Consider the following 18,451-nt stretch of genomic DNA (forward strand, 5'->3'; position numbering starts at 1 on the left):
ATCACGCCAGGATAGACGCAGGCGTTATCAGCCAGCGCTGCCAGCTGCTCAGAACCGTCTGCCGCTCCGCTGCATAGGCCTCTGGCTCAACATGACCGGGCTGTTCCTGCAGGGCGCGATGATGCAATGCGTCGCGCAGCGTCACATAAGCCTGCGTCAGCGCCTGTGCTTCATCGGCGGGCATTTTATGGTACTTCGCCATTAACTCAAAAATGCGCACATTGTCAGACCAGCGCGTCAGTTCAGGCTGCTCAGCGGCGTAGCGTAAGACAAGATATTGGGCGATGAATTCAATATCGGTGATGCCGCCCGCATCGGCTTTGATATCCCAGCGACCTTTATGTTTGTTGCTGAGGTGAGCGCGCATCTTTTCACGCATCTCACGCACTTCAGTTTGCAGCGCTTCGGCGGCACGTGGCAGCGACAGAATCGCCTGACGAATCACGCTGAAACGTTCACCCAGTGCCGCCTCGCCAAACACCACGCGTGCCCTGACCAGCGCCTGATGCTCCCAGGTCCAGGCTTCACTGCGCTGGTACTCTTCAAAGGCCTCAAAGGTACTGACCAGCATGCCCGCCGCGCCGGAGGGACGCAGGCGCGCATCCACTTCGTAGAGAATGCCGGAGGAGGTGCGGGTACTGAAAAGATGCATGATGCGCTGGGCAAGGCGCAGATAGAACTGACGGCCATCGATGCTGCGTTCCCCTTCTGTCACCGCGTCTGCCGGGCAGTCATGCAGGAATACCAAATCGAGGTCAGAACTGTAACCCAGCTCCCAGCCCCCCAGTTTACCGTAGCCCAGCACGGCAAAACCGCGTTCATGCTCATTACTCAGATGCGAAGGACGGCCATAACGCTGCACCATCATGTTCCACGCCTGGCGCACCACAGATTCGATAATCGCTTCAGCCAGCCAGGTGAGATGATCGCTGACTTTCATCACCGGCAGCGTGCCGGCGATGTCGGCGGCAGCAATACGCAGATGCTGTGCCTGCTTAAACTGCCGCACCGCTTCCAGTTGCTGCTCTTCGTCCTCGGTAGGGATGCGCAGCAGATACTGTCGCAGCTCATCGCGATAGGCATCGGTGGCAGTTGGCTGATAGAGCGTGGCGGGATCGAGCAGTTCATCCAGCAATAAGGGGTGACGCGCCAGCTGGCTGGCCACCATCGGTGAGGCGGCGCACAGGCGGATCAGGTGACGCAGCGCACCGTGATATTCGGTCAGCAGCTCCAGATAGGTGCTGCGGGTCAGCACGCCGAGCAGCAGCGGCGTCAGGCGGCTGAGCGTCACCGCCGCATCTTCACGCGGGCAGACTTCGCTCAGCAGACGCGGCATCAGCTGGTCCAGCGCCTGACGGCCACGCGGGCCGATGGTGCGCCGGTTGATATCCTGACGAAATGCCTCCAGCGTCTGGTGCAGCGTAAGCCGCTGCTCGTTACTGAGCTGCGGCACCAGCGGCGTCAGTTCGCTATCTTCCAGCTGGTCCTGCCACAGCACCTGAAACTCCGCCAGCTCACGCTGATCGCCAATTTCGGGGGTATCTTCGCCAATCAGCTCGTCAAAGATCGCGCGCACCGCCGCCATCTGGCCGTCGAGCCGGATCATCAGAGCATCCCAGTCGACACAATCCATCGCCCACGCCAGCCGGGCGCGATGCAGTTCATCCTCTGGCAGGGTCTGAGTCTGCTCGTCGCCCAGGCTTTGCAGCAGATTCTCCAGTCGCCGCAGGAAGAGGTAGGCCTCGCGTAGCGCATCGACCTGTTCCGCGGGCAGCAGGGCCAGGGTTTTAATCGCCTCCAGCGTCGGCAGCAGCGAACGCAGCTGTAACGAGCGCTCACGCCCGCCGCGAATCAGCTGGAATACCTGAACGATAAATTCGGTTTCACGGATGCCGCCCGCACCCAGTTTGATATTGTTCTTCAGCCCGCGTCGCCGCACTTCGCGGCTGATCATCCCTTTCATGTTACGCAGTGACTGGATCACGCTGAAGTCAATGTAGCGGCGGTAAACGAATGGTCGCAGCATCTGCTGCAGTTCAAGGCTCCAGCGATCGTGGTCATCACCCATCAGCCGCGCCTTGACCATGGCGTAACGCTCCCAGTCGCGTCCCTGCTCCTGGTAATAATCTTCCAGCGCGGCAAAGCTCATCACCAGCGGGCCGCTGTCGCCAAACGGGCGCAGCCGCATATCCACCCGATAGACAAAGCCATCCATGGTGGGTTGATCCAGCACTTTGATCAGCCGCTGCCCCATGCGGGTAAAGAACTGAGCGTTGTCGAGTTCACGCCGTCCGCCACGCGTTGTGCCGTTTTCCGGCCAGGCAAAGATCAGGTCAATATCAGAAGAAAAATTGAGTTCGCCGCCGCCCAGCTTGCCCATGCCAAGAATCAGCATCGGCTGCGCGTCGCCGTCCGCATTACAGGGCGTACCAAAATCACGACAGCAATCCTGATAAACCCAGTCACGCGCCCGGCTGATCAGCACTTCGGCTAATGCGCTGAGCTGTTGCAGGCTCTGTTCGGTTGTAGCGTGCTGCAGAGACTGCATCCAGGCGATGCGTACCAGCATACGGCGACGAAACAGCCGCAGTTCACGCATCAGGCTCACTTCACTGTCGATGCTGCTCAGCGCCTGATTGAGCCACGCAGAGTAGTGTTGCCACTCATCAGGCTGCGGCGGCTGGTCGAGCATCGCCTGCCACCAGTCGGGATGTTGTTGCAGGTTTTCCAGCACAAAATCGCTGAAAGCCAGTCCGGCAGCCTGCTCCGGGCTTAACGAAGCCAGCGGAACCCTAATCTGTCGGGCGGCCTCTTCGGCCTGGTCGCGTAGCAACGCGGGAAGTGCTGACAACATAACTCCCTCCTTGATGGCGTGACGGAATACCCGTTAGCGGCCAGCGCCGCTGGTGAGCCAGAACGGAGGCTGTTTCAACGCCTGCATCGCCAGCCAGGCTAACCCGGACGTCTGTTTTTCATGAATTGCCGACAGCAGCTGTTGCCATGGGTCGAGCCAGCTGACGACCGCCTCAGACGGATAGAATCCCGCCAGCAGGTGGACGGTAAGCAATTGACGCGCCAGACGGGTGGCTTTGTCCTGATACTCGTTGGGTTGTTTTACCGTGATGAACGTTTCTCTCAGATCGGCATTGACGCGGCTCAGCATAATGTCGCTGAAACGCTTAAACGAACCCTGCAGTCTGGCTTCCCCTTTGGCATCGATCCACTGACGCCACTGAGATTCAGCCAGCCAGTGTGTCAGCGCCAGCTGCGTCTCAACCGAGAGGGAAGATAAGCAGAAAGTGGCAGCATCCTGCTCTTGATTCACCAGCGTCTCTTCCAGCGTGGTCAGCTGCTGACGCAGCGCACTGCTGGCTTTACGCGGCACCAGCGCACCAAACAGGCTGAACGCCTGACGCAGCAGATCCAGCGCTTCGCGCACCGCATCCTGAGCCACCGCATTGCCGCGCAGCCAGACGTCTTCATGATACTGCCAGTGATGAAGTCCTGCCGACATCGCAGCTACCATGCCCTGCTCTACGGTGGCTTTGGCGCCGGCTTTCAGCAGCGGGAAAGGCTGTATCTGGCGCGGCGGATTACCCTGCGCCAGCTGATAGCCGCGGGCGGCTTTGCTCAGGCTGCCCATACGCAGACCGCCCAGCGCTACCAGCTGCTGTGCGAAGGCCAGCAGATCCTGACGTTCGCCACGTTTCAGCTCCAGCTCGATCTCGCACAGCGGTTCGCTGAGCTCACCCGCCGTGACCTCGCCCTGATCAAACGCCACTTCAATTTCACTGTTGCCTGTGGTGATCAGCCAGATCTCACGCTGGAAATGAGTGGTGAACAGGGGTTGCAAGCGCGGCTGCAGCGCCGCGACATCGGTGCCCTGCGGCCAGATCTCTGCCGGCAGGCGTGCAATGTCCAGAACCGGTTCGCTGAGTTCAACGTTATATTCCGGGCGCTGATGCAGTCCGCCGAGCGTCTGCCCCGCCGCTTTCAGCGTCATTTCATAACGCTGGTCAACGCCGCGGATACGCAATCCCATATCCCAGCGTCGTAGCTGGTTGTCGTCAGTTTCGAAGTAGATGTTGGTCAGCTCGCGAGCAGCCTGATGCTGATGCGGCAGAGTGGAGAGCAGTTCAGCCAGTTTCCCGGCCGCCTGTGGAGTTGCAATGAACTTTAGTTCGATTTCGATGGTCATAATTTTTTATTCACTACGCCGCTGGCACTTAAGAGGGTGTTTCCTGCATATTTCAGGCGATTATCAGCAGGTTACTCACGCTGTCGCCTGGAGGGCAAGGGGTTATCAGGCGAAGATTAATGCACAGAAGCCGCGCTGTCTCTGCTTTCTTTGCTCTTTCGCAGACCTTTTCGCACTCTCATGAGACCAGGATAGTTCTCATTCAGATTTATGCGAGGCCTCTCCAGACTGTGCCGGTAAATTTTTAGTCAGACTAAGCCAAACGAAATCGAATGAAAAAAATTACTCTCGCTGGACTCACTTTGCTGGCCCTTAGCACCCTTGCACCTGCCCATGCCGACGAAAAACGCTATGTTTCTGATGAACTTTCAACCTGGGTTCGTAGCGGACCGGGCGATCAGTTTCGCCTGCTCGGTAAGCTGAACGCCGGGGAAGAGGTGCAACTGTTACAGACCAACAATGACACGCATTATGGCCAGATCCGTGATTCGGAAGGCCGTACCACCTGGATCCCGCTGTCGCAGCTCAGTGCTAATCCGAGCCTGCGCACCCGGGTGCCTCAGCTTGAGCAGCAGGTGAAAGATCTGACCGCCAAACTGGATAACATCGACAACAGCTGGAACCAGCGCACGGCTGAAATGCAGAACAAAGTCGCCAGCAGTGACGGCGTTATCAACGGGCTGAAAGGCGAGAATCAGAAGCTGAAAAATGAGCTGATCGTCGCACAGAAGAAAGTCAGCGCCGCTAACGTTCAGCTGGATGATAAGCAGCGCACCATCATCATGCAGTGGTTTATGTATGGCGGTGGCGTGCTGGGCGTCGGCCTGCTGCTGGGCCTGTTACTGCCGCACATGCTGCCGCGCCGCAAGAAAAGCGATCGCTGGATGAACTGACACCATTTAGCCGGATTTGAGCAGGGGATCGCAGGATCCCCCTTTTCGCATGTCTGCAATCCGGGGAATCTGTGCAACAATAAAATGAGATGCACCGCTGATTTCAGGCGCGGGACGCACCCGGCGTGCAGGTTATTTCTTTTTCTCTGGAGTTTTGCGTGAAGACGTTTCTTGTTGGCGGTGCGGTGCGCGATGCGCTGCTGAATCTGCCGGTTACAGACAAAGATTGGGTGGTGACAGGTTCCACGCCCGAAGCCATGCTTGAGCAGGGCTATCACCAGGTCGGTCGCGATTTTCCCGTTTTCCTGCATCCCGTCAGTCGCGAAGAGTATGCGCTGGCACGTACCGAGCGGAAAAACGGGAAAGGCTACACCGGTTTTGTCACCTGGTCCGCGCCCGACGTGACGCTGGAGCAGGACTTACAGCGCCGCGATCTGACCATCAATGCGATTGCGCAGGATGAAAACGGCGAGCTGGTTGATCCTTATCACGGCCAGCGTGATATTGCCCTGCGCCTGCTGCGTCACGTCTCTGACGCCTTTAGTGAAGACCCGCTGCGGGTACTGCGCGTTGCGCGCTTTGCGGCGCGTTTTGCCCATCTCAACTTTCGTATTGCCCCCGAAACCCAGCAGCTGATGCAGCAGATGGCCGAAAGTGGCGAGCTGTCGAATCTCACTGCTGAGCGGGTGTGGAAAGAGACGGAAAAGGCGTTGAGCTCCCGTAATCCGCAGGTCTATTTTCAGGTCCTGCGCGACTGTGGTGCGTTGCAGGTGCTGTTTCCTGAGCTGGATAAGCTGTTTGGTATTCCTGCGCCGATTAAATGGCACCCGGAGATCGACACTGGCGTCCATACACTGATGACACTGGCGATGGCCGCCGCCCTCTCCAGTGAGATCGAGGTGCGCTTCGCCACGCTGTTCCATGACGTCGGCAAGGCGCTGACGCCGCCTGAGCTATGGCCCAGCCATCATGGTCATGGCCTGGCGGGCGTTCCACTGGTCGAGGCACTGTGCCAGCGACTGCGGGTGCCAAACGCGATTCGCGATCTGGCGCTGATTGTGACCGAATTTCACGACGTGGTGCACACCATTGAACGACAATCCGCCGCGTCACTGGTGGCCCTGTTTGACCGGATCGATGCCTGGCGTAAGCCACAGCGCGTTGAGCAGATGGCACTGACCAGCGAAGCGGATGCGCGCGGGCGAGCCGGGCTGGAGAGCATGCCTTATCCACAGGGCGACTATCTGCGTCGTGCTTTTGCGCTGGCGCAGGCGGTGCCGACCAAAGCGGTGGTCGACGCGGGATTTAAAGGTGCAGAAGTGCGGGAAGAGTTGACGCGACGACGGATTGACGCCGTCGCTCAGGGTCTGGCGATTACGCAGCCTGACTAGCAGGCTTTACATGAAGACCATGTAAACCGCGGCCGCCACAATAAAGCGGTAGATCGCGAACGAAACAAATGAGATGCGTTTGATCAGCTGAAGGAAGGCTTTAATCGCAATCAGCGCCACGATAAACGCCGTGACAAAGCCTACCGCAAACATCGGGAAATCCGCCATCGTCAGGAAGCCGATGCTCTTGTACATATCCAGTACGGTCGCACCCATCATCATTGGCACTGCCAGAATGAAGGAGAACTCCGACGCGGCATAGCGGCTCACGCCCATCAGCATGCCACCGGAGATGGTTGCACCGGAGCGTGAGAAGCCCGGCCACAGCGCTAAGCACTGGAAACAGCCAATCATCAACGCCTGACGATAGGTAATATCATCGACGCCCACCGCTTTCGGCTGTTTTGGCTTAAGGTATTCAGCAGCCAGCAGCAGCACACCACCGACCACCAGGGCGTACATCACGTTGATCGGATTAAACAGCGTTTTGATCTGATCGTGCAGCACCAGACCCACGACTACCGCCGGTACCATACCCAGCAGGATATGGATCAGTGACAGACGTCCGGTGCCCACACCTTCATGTTTGACTTCGCCAAAGTGGATGCCGATCAGCCCAAACAGACGGCGCCAGAACATCACTACTACAGCCAGAATCGATCCTAACTGGATCACAACTTCAAAGGTCTCGGCTTTTTCACCCTCAAAGCCCAGCAGGTGACCCACTATAATCATGTGCCCTGTGGAAGAGACCGGTAAAAATTCGGTCAGCCCTTCCACAACGCCCAGGATTGCAGCTACCCAAAGCTGATGAATATCTGCCATCAAATGTTTCCTCTATCCGTTTCAAAACCATTAAAAAGGCGGTAGCGCGTGGCTATCGCCTGAAATCATGTCGCTATCAGCCTGCATTAAACCTTAAGGTCTACACCATTTCGCCTGCTGTAACGAAACGGTACACGCTATGACAGACAGTAATTTGGTTTGGTTTCATTGTGATGGCAATCACATCGTATTTATTTAGGAATAGTCCCGCGCTCAATTCGCACGCCAACCTGCGCCGCCTGGGCTACAGCCCCCGGCTTGCTTACCTTTATGCGGACGCCAGGCGAATTGAAACGGTTCATCAACAGATCCGCGATTTCTTCAGCAACCCGCTCAACCAGCGCAAAACGACTGCCGGTAAGATGCGTCAGAATCGCCGAGGAGACATCCGCATAGCTGAGACAATCTTTCACATCGTCGCTGCTGGCCGCCAGACGATTATCCCAGGCCATTTCGACATCGAGCACCAGCTTCTGCTGTATGCCCTGTTCCCAGTCGTAAACGCCAATGGTGGTGAAGACCGTGAGTTGTTCTATAAATACGATATCCATGATGAGGGTCTCTGTTTTTGGCTAAGCCGGATACCACTTCCGGCGGATTATGCGTATTATCCACGGTTGATGAGATCAAAACGACCCTAAAGGGAACGGTACGGTGTTATGAGTGCTTTCGCGCTTGGTATGATTATTTTCGCGTATCTTTGCGGTTCGATTTCCAGTGCAATTCTGGTTTGCAAACTCGCTGGCCTGCCCGATCCGCGCACACACGGTTCCGGCAATCCGGGTGCCACCAACGTCCTGCGTCTGGGCGGCAAAACCGCAGCAGCCAGCGTATTAGTGTTTGATGTGCTGAAAGGGATGGTGCCGGTCTGGCTGGCCTATCTGATGCACGTGACTCCGCTCTATCTCGGCCTGACCGCCATCGCCGCCTGTCTGGGTCATATCTATCCGGTATTCTTTCACTTTCGCGGTGGCAAAGGTGTGGCGACGGCATTTGGCGCGATTGCGCCGATTGGCTGGGACTTAACCGGGCTGGTGACCGGCACCTGGCTGTTAACAGTCTTACTCAGCGGCTATTCCTCGCTGGGTGCCATCGTCAGCGCGCTGATTGCGCCTTTTTATGTGTGGTGGTTCAAACCGCAGTTCACCTTCCCGGTTTCTATGCTCTCCTGTCTGATCCTGCTGCGTCATCACGATAATATTCAGCGGCTGTGGCGGGGTCAGGAAGGCAAAATCTGGAAGCGCAAAAAGAAATCTCAGCCATAAAAAAAGCCGGCAAGCCGGCTTTTTTCACATCAGATGGCGGGCAGTTCCGCCAGCGGCCAGCGCGGTCGCACGCTGACGCTTAACTCTCCCCGCGTTCCGCCTTTTAACCGCACCATGCCCGCATACGCGATCATCGCACCGTTATCGGTACAGAACTCCGGGCGGGCGTAGAACACTTCGCCGCCGCGCTTTTGCATCATGATCGCCATCTGCTCGCGCAGTGTGCGGTTAGCGCTGACGCCACCGGCAATCACCAGACGCTTAAAGCCGGTCTGATCCAGCGCACGCTTACATTTGATCGACAGCGTATCCACCACCGCATCTTCAAAGGCGCGGGCGATGTCAGCACGGGTCTGAGCGTCATCATCATTGGCGCGGATGGTATTCGCGGCAAAGGTTTTCAGGCCGGAGAAGCTGAAATCCAGGCCCGGCCGATCGGTCATCGGACGCGGGAAGGTAAAACGTCCCGCCATGCCCTGCTGCGCCATCTTCGACAGCATTGGCCCGCCCGGATAATCCAGCCCAAGCAGCTTGGCCGTTTTGTCGAACGCTTCACCCGCCGCATCATCGATCGATTCACCCAGCAGCGCATATTCACCAATGCCGGTGACGCTAATCAGCTGCGTATGTCCGCCTGACACCAGGAGTGCAACAAACGGAAATTCCGGCGGATTCTCTTCCAGCATCGGTGCCAGCAGGTGGCCTTCCATATGGTGGACCGGCACGGCGGGGACTTTCCAGGCAAACGCCAGGGCGCGGCCAATGGTGGCACCGACCAGCAGCGCACCCACCAGTCCAGGGCCTGCCGTGTAAGCCACCGCATCGATCTGCTGCGGCTCCAGACCAGCCTCTTTCAGCGCAGCCTGAATCAACGGCACGGTTTTACGTACGTGATCACGTGAGGCCAGTTCCGGCACCACACCGCCATAATCGGCGTGCAGTTTTACCTGGCTGTAGAGTTGGTTAGCCAGTAATCCGGCCTCGTCATCATAGATTGCGATGCCGGTTTCATCGCACGACGTTTCAATACCCAGAATTCGCATTGCATCACCTCATTCTTGCGGCGCGCAGTTTATCACAGCAATTGGATGTGCAGCGCGGGCATCCGCCGTAAAAAGTCATTTTCTGTCGGCTAAAGAGTGCGCTATACTCCCGCCCCTGGAAAAACCGGCAGCCGCACAGGCAAACGCTCCTGTTGGTTTCAAATTATCCATGGTGCTTTACAAACCAACTTGAGTTGGAGTAAAATGCTGCACCATTTTGAAATGTGCTGGCGCCGCAGTCAGCAGCAAAAACCGAATTTTATCGAGGTGAGAGTTACATGCCGGTAATTAAAGTACGTGAAAACGAGCCATTTGACGTAGCACTGCGTCGCTTCAAGCGTTCATGCGAGAAAGCAGGCGTTCTGGCTGAAGTTCGTCGTCGTGAGTTCTATGAAAAACCGACTACCGAACGTAAGCGCGCTAAAGCGTCAGCAGTTAAGCGTCACGCCAAGAAACTGGCTCGCGAAAACGCACGCCGCACTCGTCTGTACTAAGTCGTTCCGGAGGCCCGCCTCCACCGCGTGATTCACGCAGACAGAGTCAAGTAAAAGGCCGTGCTTTCCGAAAGGAAGCGCGGCTTGTTGCCGTTTATGAGCTGAAAATCTGGGGCGTATGGCTGGACGAATTCCACGCGTATTTATCAACGATTTACTTGCCCGCACGGATATCGTGGATCTTATCGATGCCCGCGTTAAGCTGAAGAAGCAGGGTAAGAATTTCCATGCGTGCTGTCCTTTCCATAATGAAAAAACGCCCTCTTTCACCGTAAACGGCGAAAAGCAGTTCTATCACTGTTTCGGCTGTGGTGCACACGGCAACGCTATCGACTTTTTAATGAACTTTGATCGTCTGGAGTTTGTGGAAAGTATTGAAGAGTTAGCCACTTCCCACGGTTTAGACGTGCCTTATGAAGCAGGCAGCGGGCCCAGCCAGATGGAACGCCATCAGCGCCAGAGCCTGTATCAGCTGATGGAGAACCTGAACGGTTTTTATCAGCAGGGTCTGCAGCAATCCAGTGCGCAGCCAGCACGCGACTATCTTAATCGTCGTGGTCTGAGCGCCGAAATCATCAATCACTTCGCTATAGGTTACGCGCCAGCCGGCTGGGATAACGTTCTCAAGCGTTTTGGTAAGCAATCGGAAGATCGCGAGTCATTGATGGAAGCGGGCATGCTGGTCAGCAATGACAAAGGCCGTACTTATGACCGGTTTCGCGACCGCGTCATGTTTCCGATTCGCGATAAGCGTGGACGCGTCATAGGTTTTGGCGGACGCGTGCTGGGTAACGATACGCCGAAGTATCTGAACTCGCCGGAAACACCTATTTTCCATAAAGGCCGCCAGCTCTATGGCCTTTATGAAGCCGTTAAGAACCATCCTGAACCCGCCCGCCTGTTAGTGGTTGAGGGATACATGGACGTGGTTGCGCTGGCGCAGTACGGGATAGATTATGCCGTCGCGTCATTAGGCACCTCCACCACGGCTGAACACATTCAGTTGCTGTTTCGCAGTACCGACACCGTGATCTGCTGTTACGACGGCGACAGGGCTGGTCGTGAAGCGGCATGGCGTGCACTTGAGACCGCATTGCCTTACATGAATGATGGTCGTCAGCTACGCTTTATGTTTTTACCCGATGGTGAAGACCCGGATACGCTGGTACGCAAAGAGGGTAAAGACGCCTTCGAAGCGAGGATGGAGCAGGCGATGCCGCTCTCTTCGTTTTTATTTGATAGCCTGCTGCCGCAGGTGGATCTGAGCTCACGCGACGGAAAAGCGCGCCTGAGCACGCTGGCTTTACCGCTGATTACGCAGATCCCTGGTGAGACCTTACGTATTTATATGCGTCAGGAACTGGGGAATAAACTGGGTATCCTTGATGACAATCAGCTTGAAAAGCTGATGCCGAAGCTGGCCGCAAGCGGAACGACGCCGGTAGCGCCACCGCTTAAGCGTACCACTATGCGCGTGCTGATCGCGTTGCTGATTCAGAGTCCACAGCTGGCCACCCTGGTGCCTTCGCTTGATGGGCTGTCTGAGTCAAAAATGCCGGGTTTACCGCTATTTATTGAATTAGTGGGCCGTTGTAATGAGAATCCTGGATTGACCACCGGTCAGCTACTAGAGTTATATCGCGGAACAAATTTTAGTCAGACGCTTGAAACACTGGCGATCTGGAACCACATGATAGTAGATGAGGAAGCCGAAGCGGTGTTTCAGGACTCGCTGGCCAGCATCTACGACTCTGCTCTTGAAGAGCGCCTGGAATTTTTGATTGCGCGTGAGCGCACCCAGGGACTGAGCGCCGATGAGCGCCGGGAACTCTGGACACTCAGTCAGGCGTTTGCCAGAAAGTAACTGTTTTCAGCACGCTGCCCGTTCAGACACATGAAAGGGCAGATTGCCTGTTTTAGCGCTGCTGACACCCGTTTCGCTACCGTGAGTGATGCCGGTACCGAAATAGTCCGCAGCACAAAATTTAAAGGCCGCAGGCGTCGAAGTCAGTCTGGTCACCGCCAGCGCACAGCTTCCGGAGCGTACTGAAGTACGTGAGGAAAGCGCGCACTGTCGGGGAGCAGAATGGCAAGTAAGCCAGGCCATTAGCACCGAGTTTATACAAGCGGCTTAAGTGCCGAATACTGATGGGCAAAGCCCACGCCGCGACGAAGGCAGCGGCAAGAATTAAATGCCTTTACTGCTATTGTTGGCTCGCTGCCGACCGACACCAATCTAATTTAACAGAAGTGTGGATACCGTCTTATGGAGCAAAACCCGCAGTCACAGCTCAAGCTTCTTGTCACCCGTGGTAAGGAGCAAGGCTATCTGACCTATGCTGAGGTCAATGACCATCTGCCGGAAGATATCGTCGACTCAGATCAGATCGAAGACATCATCCAGATGATTAACGACATGGGTATTCAGGTGGTTGAAGAAGCCCCGGATGCCGACGATCTGATGCTGAACGAAAACAGCTCCGATACTGACGAAGATGCCGCGGAAGCTGCCGCTCAGGTGTTATCCAGCGTTGAATCTGAAATCGGGCGCACCACTGACCCGGTTCGCATGTATATGCGTGAAATGGGTACCGTTGAACTGCTGACGCGCGAAGGCGAAATTGACATCGCTAAGCGTATTGAAGACGGTATCAACCAGGTTCAGTGTTCTGTAGCCGAATACCCTGAAGCGATTACGTATCTTCTGGATCAGTACGACAAAGTTGAAGCAGGCGAATCACGCCTCTCCGATCTGATCACCGGTTTCGTCGATCCTAACGCAGAAGAAGATATCGCCCCAACGGCAACGCACGTGGGCTCTGAACTTTCTGAAGCCGATCGTAAGGACGATGAAGAAGAAGATGAGGAGGATGATGACAGCTCCGACGACGATAACTCAATCGATCCGGAACTGGCGCGCGAGAAGTTTTCTGACCTGCGTAAGCAGTATGAAACTACCCGCGCAGTGATTAAAAGCAAAGGTCGCAGTCATGCTGCCGCCGTTGCTGAAATCCAGAACCTCTCTGATGTCTTCAAGCAGTTCCGCCTGGTACCGAAGCAGTTCGATTACCTGGTAGGCAGCATGCGCACCATGATGGAACGCGTCCGTACGCAGGAACGTCTGATCATGAAGCTCTGTATTGAGCTGTGCAAAATGCCGAAGAAAAACTTCATCACGCTGTTTACCGGCAACGAAACCAATGAAACCTGGTTCAAAGCTGCTCTGGCCATGAACAAGCCGTGGTCTGAAAAGCTGCTGGAAGTGCAGGATGACGTAACACGTTCCCTGCAGAAACTGGCGCAGGTCGAAGAAGAGACCGGTCTGACCATTGAACAGGTCAAAGACATTAACCGTCGCATGTCGATCGGTGAAGCCAAAGCACGTCGCGCCAAGAAAGAGATGGTGGAAGCTAACCTGCGTCTGGTTATTTCGATTGCCAAGAAATATACCAACCGCGGTCTGCAGTTCCTTGACCTGATTCAGGAAGGTAATATCGGCCTGATGAAAGCGGTAGATAAGTTTGAATATCGCCGTGGTTACAAGTTCTCGACCTATGCGACCTGGTGGATCCGTCAGGCTATCACCCGCTCTATCGCCGACCAGGCGCGTACCATCCGTATTCCGGTGCATATGATTGAGACCATCAACAAGCTCAACCGTATTTCACGCCAGATGCTGCAGGAGATGGGCCGCGAACCTACGCCGGAAGAGCTGGCTGAACGTATGCTGATGCCAGAAGATAAAATCCGCAAGGTGCTGAAAATCGCTAAAGAGCCGATCTCTATGGAGACGCCGATTGGTGATGATGAAGATTCACATCTGGGCGATTTTATCGAAGACACCACGCTGGAGCTGCCGCTGGATTCTGCTACCTCAGAGAGCCTGCGTTCTGCGACCCATGACGTGCTGGCTGGCCTGACCGCGCGCGAAGCGAAAGTGCTGCGCATGCGTTTCGGTATCGATATGAACACTGACCATACGCTGGAAGAAGTGGGCAAACAGTTCGACGTTACGCGTGAGCGTATTCGTCAGATTGAAGCCAAAGCTCTGCGTAAACTGCGCCATCCGAGCCGTTCGGAAGTGCTGCGCAGCTTCCTCGACGATTAAGTCAGACAAAAACCCCGGTTCGCCGGGGTTTTTTATGCCTGCCTGTTACTGCCTCTCCCCTGCCCTGCGCAGATTCATTAGTTCCCCGTATGCAGTTCCACATAGAGCTGACGATACGCCTCTACCATCTCGTCCAGTGATGCGCGATTAAGGCCGCTGGGATTCGGCAACACCCATACCTGCGTTTTCCCCATGTATATCGGCTGTTTGCCCCATTCGACTTTGCTCTGCTTAAAAGCCCGACGAAACGCATCCTTACCAAGGATAGCCAGCGCTGCCGGCTGATAATCCAGCACCTTTTCCATCAGCCGTTTGCCACCATCGCGCAGCTCATCAGGCGCTAACTCACTCGCCTGCACTGTGGGCCGCTCAACCAGCATGGTGATGCCGCAGCCGGTCTCCGTTAATCGCTGCTCCTCTTCCGGTTTCAGCTGCTGTTGGGTGAATCCCGCCAGATGGATGACTTTCCAGAACCGGTTGCCGGGATGCGCAAAGTGAAACCCCTGATGGGCAGTTGACTGACCCGGATTAATGCCACAGAACAGCACATCGAGACCGGAGGTGATGATGTCGCGGATAGCATGTTCACTCATGCCGCCACCTCCAGCGAGCGCTGTTTCAGCGCATCGCGGCTGCGTTGCAGCATCTGGCTGGCCTGTTCTGCATCCGGACAGGCTCGCGCCAGCGCCAGCGCGCCAACCATCTCTGCCAGCATGCTGGAAGCCAGCGCTTCCGCATCCGGCAGCCTCAGCCCACGCAATATCTGCGTCAGACCGGCATGCATCGTACTAAAGCCCTGTGCGAAGATCTGCCGTGTCGGCTGTGGAAGATGAGACACTTCACTCACCAGAGCGGCTAATGGACAGCCCTGCGCCGGCGCATTGCGATGCGCCTCGGAAAGATAGCTATCAATAAAATCTGCCAGTTGCTGTGCTGGCTCTGTCACGGACTCCGCGAGCTTGAAGGTATCGGCTTCAGCAAACATATGCTTCAACACCTCCTCAACCAGCTCCTCGCGTGAGGAAAAATGCGCATAAAAACCGCCGTGTGTCAGACCGACCCGCTTCATTAGCGCCGCTACACCAATTCCTTCAGTGCCGGTTTCACGCATCACGCGCGCCGCCTCATCAAGAATACGCTGCCGCGTATGTGCTTTGCTGCTCTGCTTCTCCATCTCATCTCCTGCGGTGTCTGCTCCGTAGCGTCTGGCTATTATAGTAATTATTACGGTCATCATATTCCAGCTTGACGAAAGATATGATGGTCGTCATATTTATGGCTATTATGACGACCATCATACGAGGAAAAAGAGATGTCACAATCAGGCACAGCTTTAATCACCGGCGCATCCAGCGGTATCGGTGCGACCTATGCAAAACGACTGGCAGCACGCGGTTATGATTTGATTCTGGTCGCGCGCGATCAGGGGCGGCTCACCACCCTGGCTGATGCACTGGCAAAGCAGCACGATATTAAGGTGACGGTTATGGCGGCTGACTTAACGCACGAGCAGGATCTGCAACGCGTGGAGTCGGAGCTGGCAAACAACGCCCAGATTACACTGCTGTTGAACAACGCGGGCATGGGTGTTGAGGGTGAGTTTCTTGAGGCGGACATCTTGCGTATTAACAGCATGCTGGCGTTAAATATTCTGGCACCCACCCGTCTGGCACAGGCAGCTGGCCGGGCTTTCAAAGCGCGCGGTAACGGCATCATTATCAATATCGCCTCAGTGCTGTCGCTGGTGCACGAGATGTTCAATGGCGCCTATAACGCCACTAAGTCTTACGTACTGACTCTGACGCGTGCGATGCAGCGTGAACTCGCAGAGAGCGGCGTGCAGGTACAGGCGGTGTTACCCGGTGCGACCCGTACGGAAATTTTCGATCGCGCAGGCCAGTCTATTAATGAAATTCCGGCTGAAATGCTGATGGACGTTGATGAGATGGTGGACGCCGCGCTTGCCGGACTCGACAGTAAGGAGACGGTAACCATTCCGGCGCTGGAAGATCTGCAGATGTGGCACGATTACGATCAGGCACGTGGCACGATGGTTCCCTACCTTTCACGGAATCAATCAGCATCTCGTTATCGTCAGCGCTGAGTCAGCCATCAGCCATAACGACTGAAGTCCGGTTTTACTACAGACACGGAGAAGCATGATCCGTGCCTGTTTGCGACTTCGGGATAGCGGTTCGCCAGATTTGTTATAGAAATCAGCAGGTAAATCATTGCTGCTTATTTCAGCAACCGGTGGCTGAGTGCTGGATTGCCCTGAAGAGATACTTTATAATCCCCGCTCCGCTGGCCCCTTAGCTCAGTGGTTAGAGCAGGCGACTCATAATCGCTTGGTCGCTGGTTCAAGCCCAGCAGGGGCCACCAAATTTTAGTTGTTTTATCATATAGTTAAGCCACTCGCACGTTGAGTGGTTTTTTTATACTTGCTCTATAGTGTCCCCTTTTTGTCCCCTCAGTTTTTCTGGGACACCTGCATTGTCTGGAGTGGAGGTACTAAATTATGAAAAAATTGATTCCACAACCCGTAATCTCAGTTGTTGCAAATTGCATATCTACCATTGAAACCCATGCAACTCTGGATAATCTTTTCTCATACGCTGATGCGCCCGGAGAACCGCCAGCCGGTTCTAAACCAGCTAAGGCCTTGGAATGGTTAAGGCGTATAAATAAAGAAAGCGATAGTCCGCTTTTAGTACTTGGGCGTCTTATAGAAAATTATATTGAAACTCCAGACACTGAACCTAAAAATTACGATGATTTTGATACTATTCATCGGCGTAAATATAAAAAGGAAATAGTTGAAATACTCGGGCGATACGGCCTTGTTTATGTTATTGGTGGCATTATTACTGATGGCTCATCAATATCTTCTGTAAGCTTAAAAGATGCTATTAAAAACAGAAACATGCCCGCAATTGAAGCAGAGTTTAAACGCGCCCTTGAGCATGTAAACTCCGAACCCAAAGAATCCGTGTCAGCAGCATGCAATATACTTGAATCACTTTGTAAGATTTTCATAGCTGATGAAGGCATTGAAATGCCTGCCAAACAAGATTTACAAGGCGTCTGGAAGGTTGTTAAGAATGAATTAGGTCTTGACCCAAAAGTAATAGAGGATTCAGATCTACAGAGAATACTAAGTGGACTGTTTTCAATAACTGATGGAATAGGCGCTTTCCGAACCCATGCCAGCACGGCTCATGGCTCTGGTAGAAAATCATATAATGTTAAACCACGCCATGCTCGTCTGGCTGTAAACTCTGCTCACACACTAGTTTTATTTATTCTTGAAACTTGGGACGAACGAAAGTCGAAGAGCTAAATGTCTTAGGTACTTATAAATCACAAGTGGCGGCAATAAATAAACCTGCCGCCACTTAATTAAGTTTTAACGAATAACCCTAGGATTTATTGGTATTGAACAAAATAAACTAACCATCTGTCGTTGCACCTACGCTTTAAACGATAGGACTTGACCCTATGGCTACTTCTTTTTTAACAGCCCTTTCACCCACTCAATAAAATCTTCGACCACTTTACTCGTTGGTGTAGCCACTGAAGAGAGTACGCTATCTCCATCGTCTTTTTCAGTTGGATCCACTTCTGATTTAAACAATGCTTTCATAAGAGCAAGCAAAAGGGTCAAACCAACTCCTAAAATGAAAGCAACTAACGTGATCAATGGGCTAGCGGACAACCAATTTGTCGATTCGACAAGTTGGCGAGCAACATCACTCCGAATCGAATTGCCAGCAACATATTTTCCTTCTGCATGTTCAATACTCTCAGGAGGAGAAAGTAATTTTAAGGCTTCCACATGCTCTACACTAGGATTTTTAGTTGTATTTAGCGCGCCAGCAACAGCTTTTGAAATTGTACTTTTATAATTTAGAAGTCCTGTAGCCACCTTTTGGCTTAGTGAGAGGCCAGTACATAAAAACCAACCTGCCAATACCAATGTAAAAGCAAACAGAAACGCCCTCATCAAGCGACGATCATTAAAGTCCCTACTAATTCGGTCAAGGTATGCTTGTGTTCTGGCAGGGGTATTTCTCGGAGCACTGCCATCATTCTTAGCTCCTTCATCGTAGTCTTTACCTTCAGGAACGCCGTCTCCTGAGAGATCATTTTGTGCAGTTGAGTCTGTTTGCTGTGAGTTAGTCATGAAAAAGGCCACCGTAAATTTAGGTGGCCTTATATTAATTCAGCTAATTGA

The 18,451-nt window shown here is 54.3% G+C and carries 16 protein-coding genes and 1 tRNA gene; 9 read left to right on the forward strand and 8 right to left on the reverse strand.

Translation table 11 applies throughout. The features are described 5' to 3' along the window. Position 1: 1 nt before the first annotated feature. Both glnE and AC0T7J_RS13965 read right to left on the reverse strand, forming a co-directional pair. Positions 2-2,854: a bifunctional [glutamate--ammonia ligase]-adenylyl-L-tyrosine phosphorylase/[glutamate--ammonia-ligase] adenylyltransferase gene (gene glnE / locus AC0T7J_RS13960; RefSeq protein WP_473794950.1), complete on the reverse strand. Its 2,853-nt coding sequence runs from the start codon at positions 2,852-2,854 to the stop codon at positions 2-4. A 33-nt stretch (positions 2,855-2,887) separates the two neighbouring features. Next, positions 2,888-4,198, reverse strand: a complete 1,311-nt coding sequence (locus AC0T7J_RS13965; protein WP_473794952.1) for a CYTH domain-containing protein — start codon at positions 4,196-4,198, stop codon at positions 2,888-2,890. Between the two features lie 272 nt (positions 4,199-4,470). Here AC0T7J_RS13965 and AC0T7J_RS13970 point away from each other — a divergent pair, with 272 nt between their 5' ends. Both AC0T7J_RS13970 and AC0T7J_RS13975 read left to right on the forward strand, forming a co-directional pair. Beyond that, positions 4,471-5,091 (forward strand): TIGR04211 family SH3 domain-containing protein, encoded by a 621-nt coding sequence (locus AC0T7J_RS13970; protein WP_008925741.1) that lies wholly within the window; start codon positions 4,471-4,473, stop codon positions 5,089-5,091. Between the two features lie 158 nt (positions 5,092-5,249). Continuing rightward, entirely contained in the window at positions 5,250-6,482 is a 1,233-nt protein-coding gene (locus AC0T7J_RS13975; RefSeq protein WP_473794955.1) for a multifunctional CCA addition/repair protein, read from the forward strand. 6 nt (positions 6,483-6,488) lie between these two features. Here the strand turns inward: AC0T7J_RS13975 and bacA are convergent, their stop codons facing one another. After that, positions 6,489-7,307, reverse strand: a complete 819-nt coding sequence (gene bacA, locus AC0T7J_RS13980; protein WP_337030956.1) for an undecaprenyl-diphosphate phosphatase — start codon at positions 7,305-7,307, stop codon at positions 6,489-6,491. Positions 7,308-7,498: 191 nt separating this feature from the next. Further along, positions 7,499-7,858 (reverse strand): bifunctional dihydroneopterin aldolase/7,8-dihydroneopterin epimerase, encoded by a 360-nt coding sequence (gene folB, locus AC0T7J_RS13985; protein ID WP_010249061.1) that lies wholly within the window; start codon positions 7,856-7,858, stop codon positions 7,499-7,501. A gap of 108 nt (positions 7,859-7,966) precedes the next feature. Between folB and plsY the strand changes: the two genes are divergently transcribed. Next, positions 7,967-8,572, forward strand: coding sequence for a glycerol-3-phosphate 1-O-acyltransferase PlsY (gene plsY, locus AC0T7J_RS13990; protein ID WP_010249063.1), 606 nt, complete (start codon positions 7,967-7,969; stop codon positions 8,570-8,572). A 29-nt stretch (positions 8,573-8,601) separates the two neighbouring features. Here plsY and tsaD read toward each other — a convergent pair whose 3' ends face one another. Beyond that, entirely contained in the window at positions 8,602-9,615 is a 1,014-nt protein-coding gene (gene tsaD, locus AC0T7J_RS13995) for a tRNA (adenosine(37)-N6)-threonylcarbamoyltransferase complex transferase subunit TsaD (protein ID WP_473794957.1), read from the reverse strand. Positions 9,616-9,893: 278 nt separating this feature from the next. On the opposite strand from tsaD, the gene rpsU reads away from it, so the two are divergent. From rpsU to rpoD, 3 genes are all read left to right on the forward strand, one after another. Further along, positions 9,894-10,109 (forward strand): 30S ribosomal protein S21, encoded by a 216-nt coding sequence (gene rpsU / locus AC0T7J_RS14000; RefSeq protein WP_001144069.1) that lies wholly within the window; start codon positions 9,894-9,896, stop codon positions 10,107-10,109. A 118-nt stretch (positions 10,110-10,227) separates the two neighbouring features. Further along, complete coding sequence (dnaG, locus tag AC0T7J_RS14005; RefSeq protein WP_473794966.1) at positions 10,228-11,973, forward strand: DNA primase; 1,746 nt, start codon at positions 10,228-10,230, stop codon at positions 11,971-11,973. 402 nt (positions 11,974-12,375) lie between these two features. Further along, positions 12,376-14,217 carry an RNA polymerase sigma factor RpoD gene (gene rpoD / locus AC0T7J_RS14010; RefSeq protein ID WP_010699749.1) on the forward strand — a complete coding sequence of 614 codons (1,842 nt, stop codon included), beginning with the start codon at positions 12,376-12,378 and terminating at the stop codon, positions 14,215-14,217. 77 nt (positions 14,218-14,294) lie between these two features. Here rpoD and mug read toward each other — a convergent pair whose 3' ends face one another. Together mug and AC0T7J_RS14020 are read right to left on the reverse strand one after the other, a co-directional pair. After that, a complete protein-coding gene (mug, locus tag AC0T7J_RS14015; RefSeq protein ID WP_473794968.1) occupies positions 14,295-14,810 on the reverse strand; it encodes a G/U mismatch-specific DNA glycosylase in 516 nt (171 codons plus the stop codon). After that, complete coding sequence (locus AC0T7J_RS14020) at positions 14,807-15,391, reverse strand: TetR/AcrR family transcriptional regulator (RefSeq protein ID WP_473794970.1); 585 nt, start codon at positions 15,389-15,391, stop codon at positions 14,807-14,809. Before AC0T7J_RS14020 ends, mug begins: the two co-directional genes overlap by 4 nt. Before the next feature lie 138 nt (positions 15,392-15,529). Between AC0T7J_RS14020 and AC0T7J_RS14025 the strand changes: the two genes are divergently transcribed. From AC0T7J_RS14025 to AC0T7J_RS14035, 3 genes are all read left to right on the forward strand, one after another. Further along, a complete protein-coding gene (locus AC0T7J_RS14025) occupies positions 15,530-16,321 on the forward strand; it encodes an SDR family NAD(P)-dependent oxidoreductase (RefSeq protein ID WP_473794972.1) in 792 nt (263 codons plus the stop codon). A gap of 202 nt (positions 16,322-16,523) precedes the next feature. Continuing rightward, a tRNA-Ile gene (locus AC0T7J_RS14030) sits at positions 16,524-16,599 on the forward strand. A gap of 136 nt (positions 16,600-16,735) precedes the next feature. Next, positions 16,736-17,557, forward strand: coding sequence for an abortive infection family protein (locus AC0T7J_RS14035; protein WP_473794974.1), 822 nt, complete (start codon positions 16,736-16,738; stop codon positions 17,555-17,557). Between the two features lie 162 nt (positions 17,558-17,719). Here AC0T7J_RS14035 and AC0T7J_RS14040 read toward each other — a convergent pair whose 3' ends face one another. Continuing rightward, positions 17,720-18,400, reverse strand: coding sequence for a hypothetical protein (locus tag AC0T7J_RS14040; RefSeq protein ID WP_473794975.1), 681 nt, complete (start codon positions 18,398-18,400; stop codon positions 17,720-17,722). Between the last annotated feature and the right edge of the window lie 51 nt (positions 18,401-18,451).

This window comes from Pantoea sp. E956-1 (genome assembly GCF_982223955.1).

Excerpts from the sequence above, each read along its gene's own strand:
- glnE (WP_473794950.1), bottom strand. The coding sequence starts at position 2,854 with ATGTTGTCAGCACTTCCCGCGTTGCTACGCGACCAGGCCGAAGAGGCC.
- AC0T7J_RS13965 (WP_473794952.1), bottom strand. The coding sequence starts at position 4,198 with ATGACCATCGAAATCGAACTAAAGTTCATTGCAACTCCACAGGCGGCC.
- AC0T7J_RS13970 (WP_008925741.1), top strand. The coding sequence starts at position 4,471 with ATGAAAAAAATTACTCTCGCTGGACTCACTTTGCTGGCCCTTAGCACC.
- bacA (WP_337030956.1), bottom strand. The coding sequence starts at position 7,307 with ATGGCAGATATTCATCAGCTTTGGGTAGCTGCAATCCTGGGCGTTGTG.
- folB (WP_010249061.1), bottom strand. The coding sequence starts at position 7,858 with ATGGATATCGTATTTATAGAACAACTCACGGTCTTCACCACCATTGGC.
- plsY (WP_010249063.1), top strand. The coding sequence starts at position 7,967 with ATGAGTGCTTTCGCGCTTGGTATGATTATTTTCGCGTATCTTTGCGGT.
- tsaD (WP_473794957.1), bottom strand. The coding sequence starts at position 9,615 with ATGCGAATTCTGGGTATTGAAACGTCGTGCGATGAAACCGGCATCGCA.
- rpsU (WP_001144069.1), top strand. The coding sequence starts at position 9,894 with ATGCCGGTAATTAAAGTACGTGAAAACGAGCCATTTGACGTAGCACTG.
- dnaG (WP_473794966.1), top strand. The coding sequence starts at position 10,228 with ATGGCTGGACGAATTCCACGCGTATTTATCAACGATTTACTTGCCCGC.
- rpoD (WP_010699749.1), top strand. The coding sequence starts at position 12,376 with ATGGAGCAAAACCCGCAGTCACAGCTCAAGCTTCTTGTCACCCGTGGT.
- mug (WP_473794968.1), bottom strand. The coding sequence starts at position 14,810 with ATGAGTGAACATGCTATCCGCGACATCATCACCTCCGGTCTCGATGTG.
- AC0T7J_RS14020 (WP_473794970.1), bottom strand. The coding sequence starts at position 15,391 with ATGGAGAAGCAGAGCAGCAAAGCACATACGCGGCAGCGTATTCTTGAT.
- AC0T7J_RS14025 (WP_473794972.1), top strand. The coding sequence starts at position 15,530 with ATGTCACAATCAGGCACAGCTTTAATCACCGGCGCATCCAGCGGTATC.
- AC0T7J_RS14035 (WP_473794974.1), top strand. The coding sequence starts at position 16,736 with ATGAAAAAATTGATTCCACAACCCGTAATCTCAGTTGTTGCAAATTGC.
- AC0T7J_RS14040 (WP_473794975.1), bottom strand. The coding sequence starts at position 18,400 with ATGACTAACTCACAGCAAACAGACTCAACTGCACAAAATGATCTCTCA.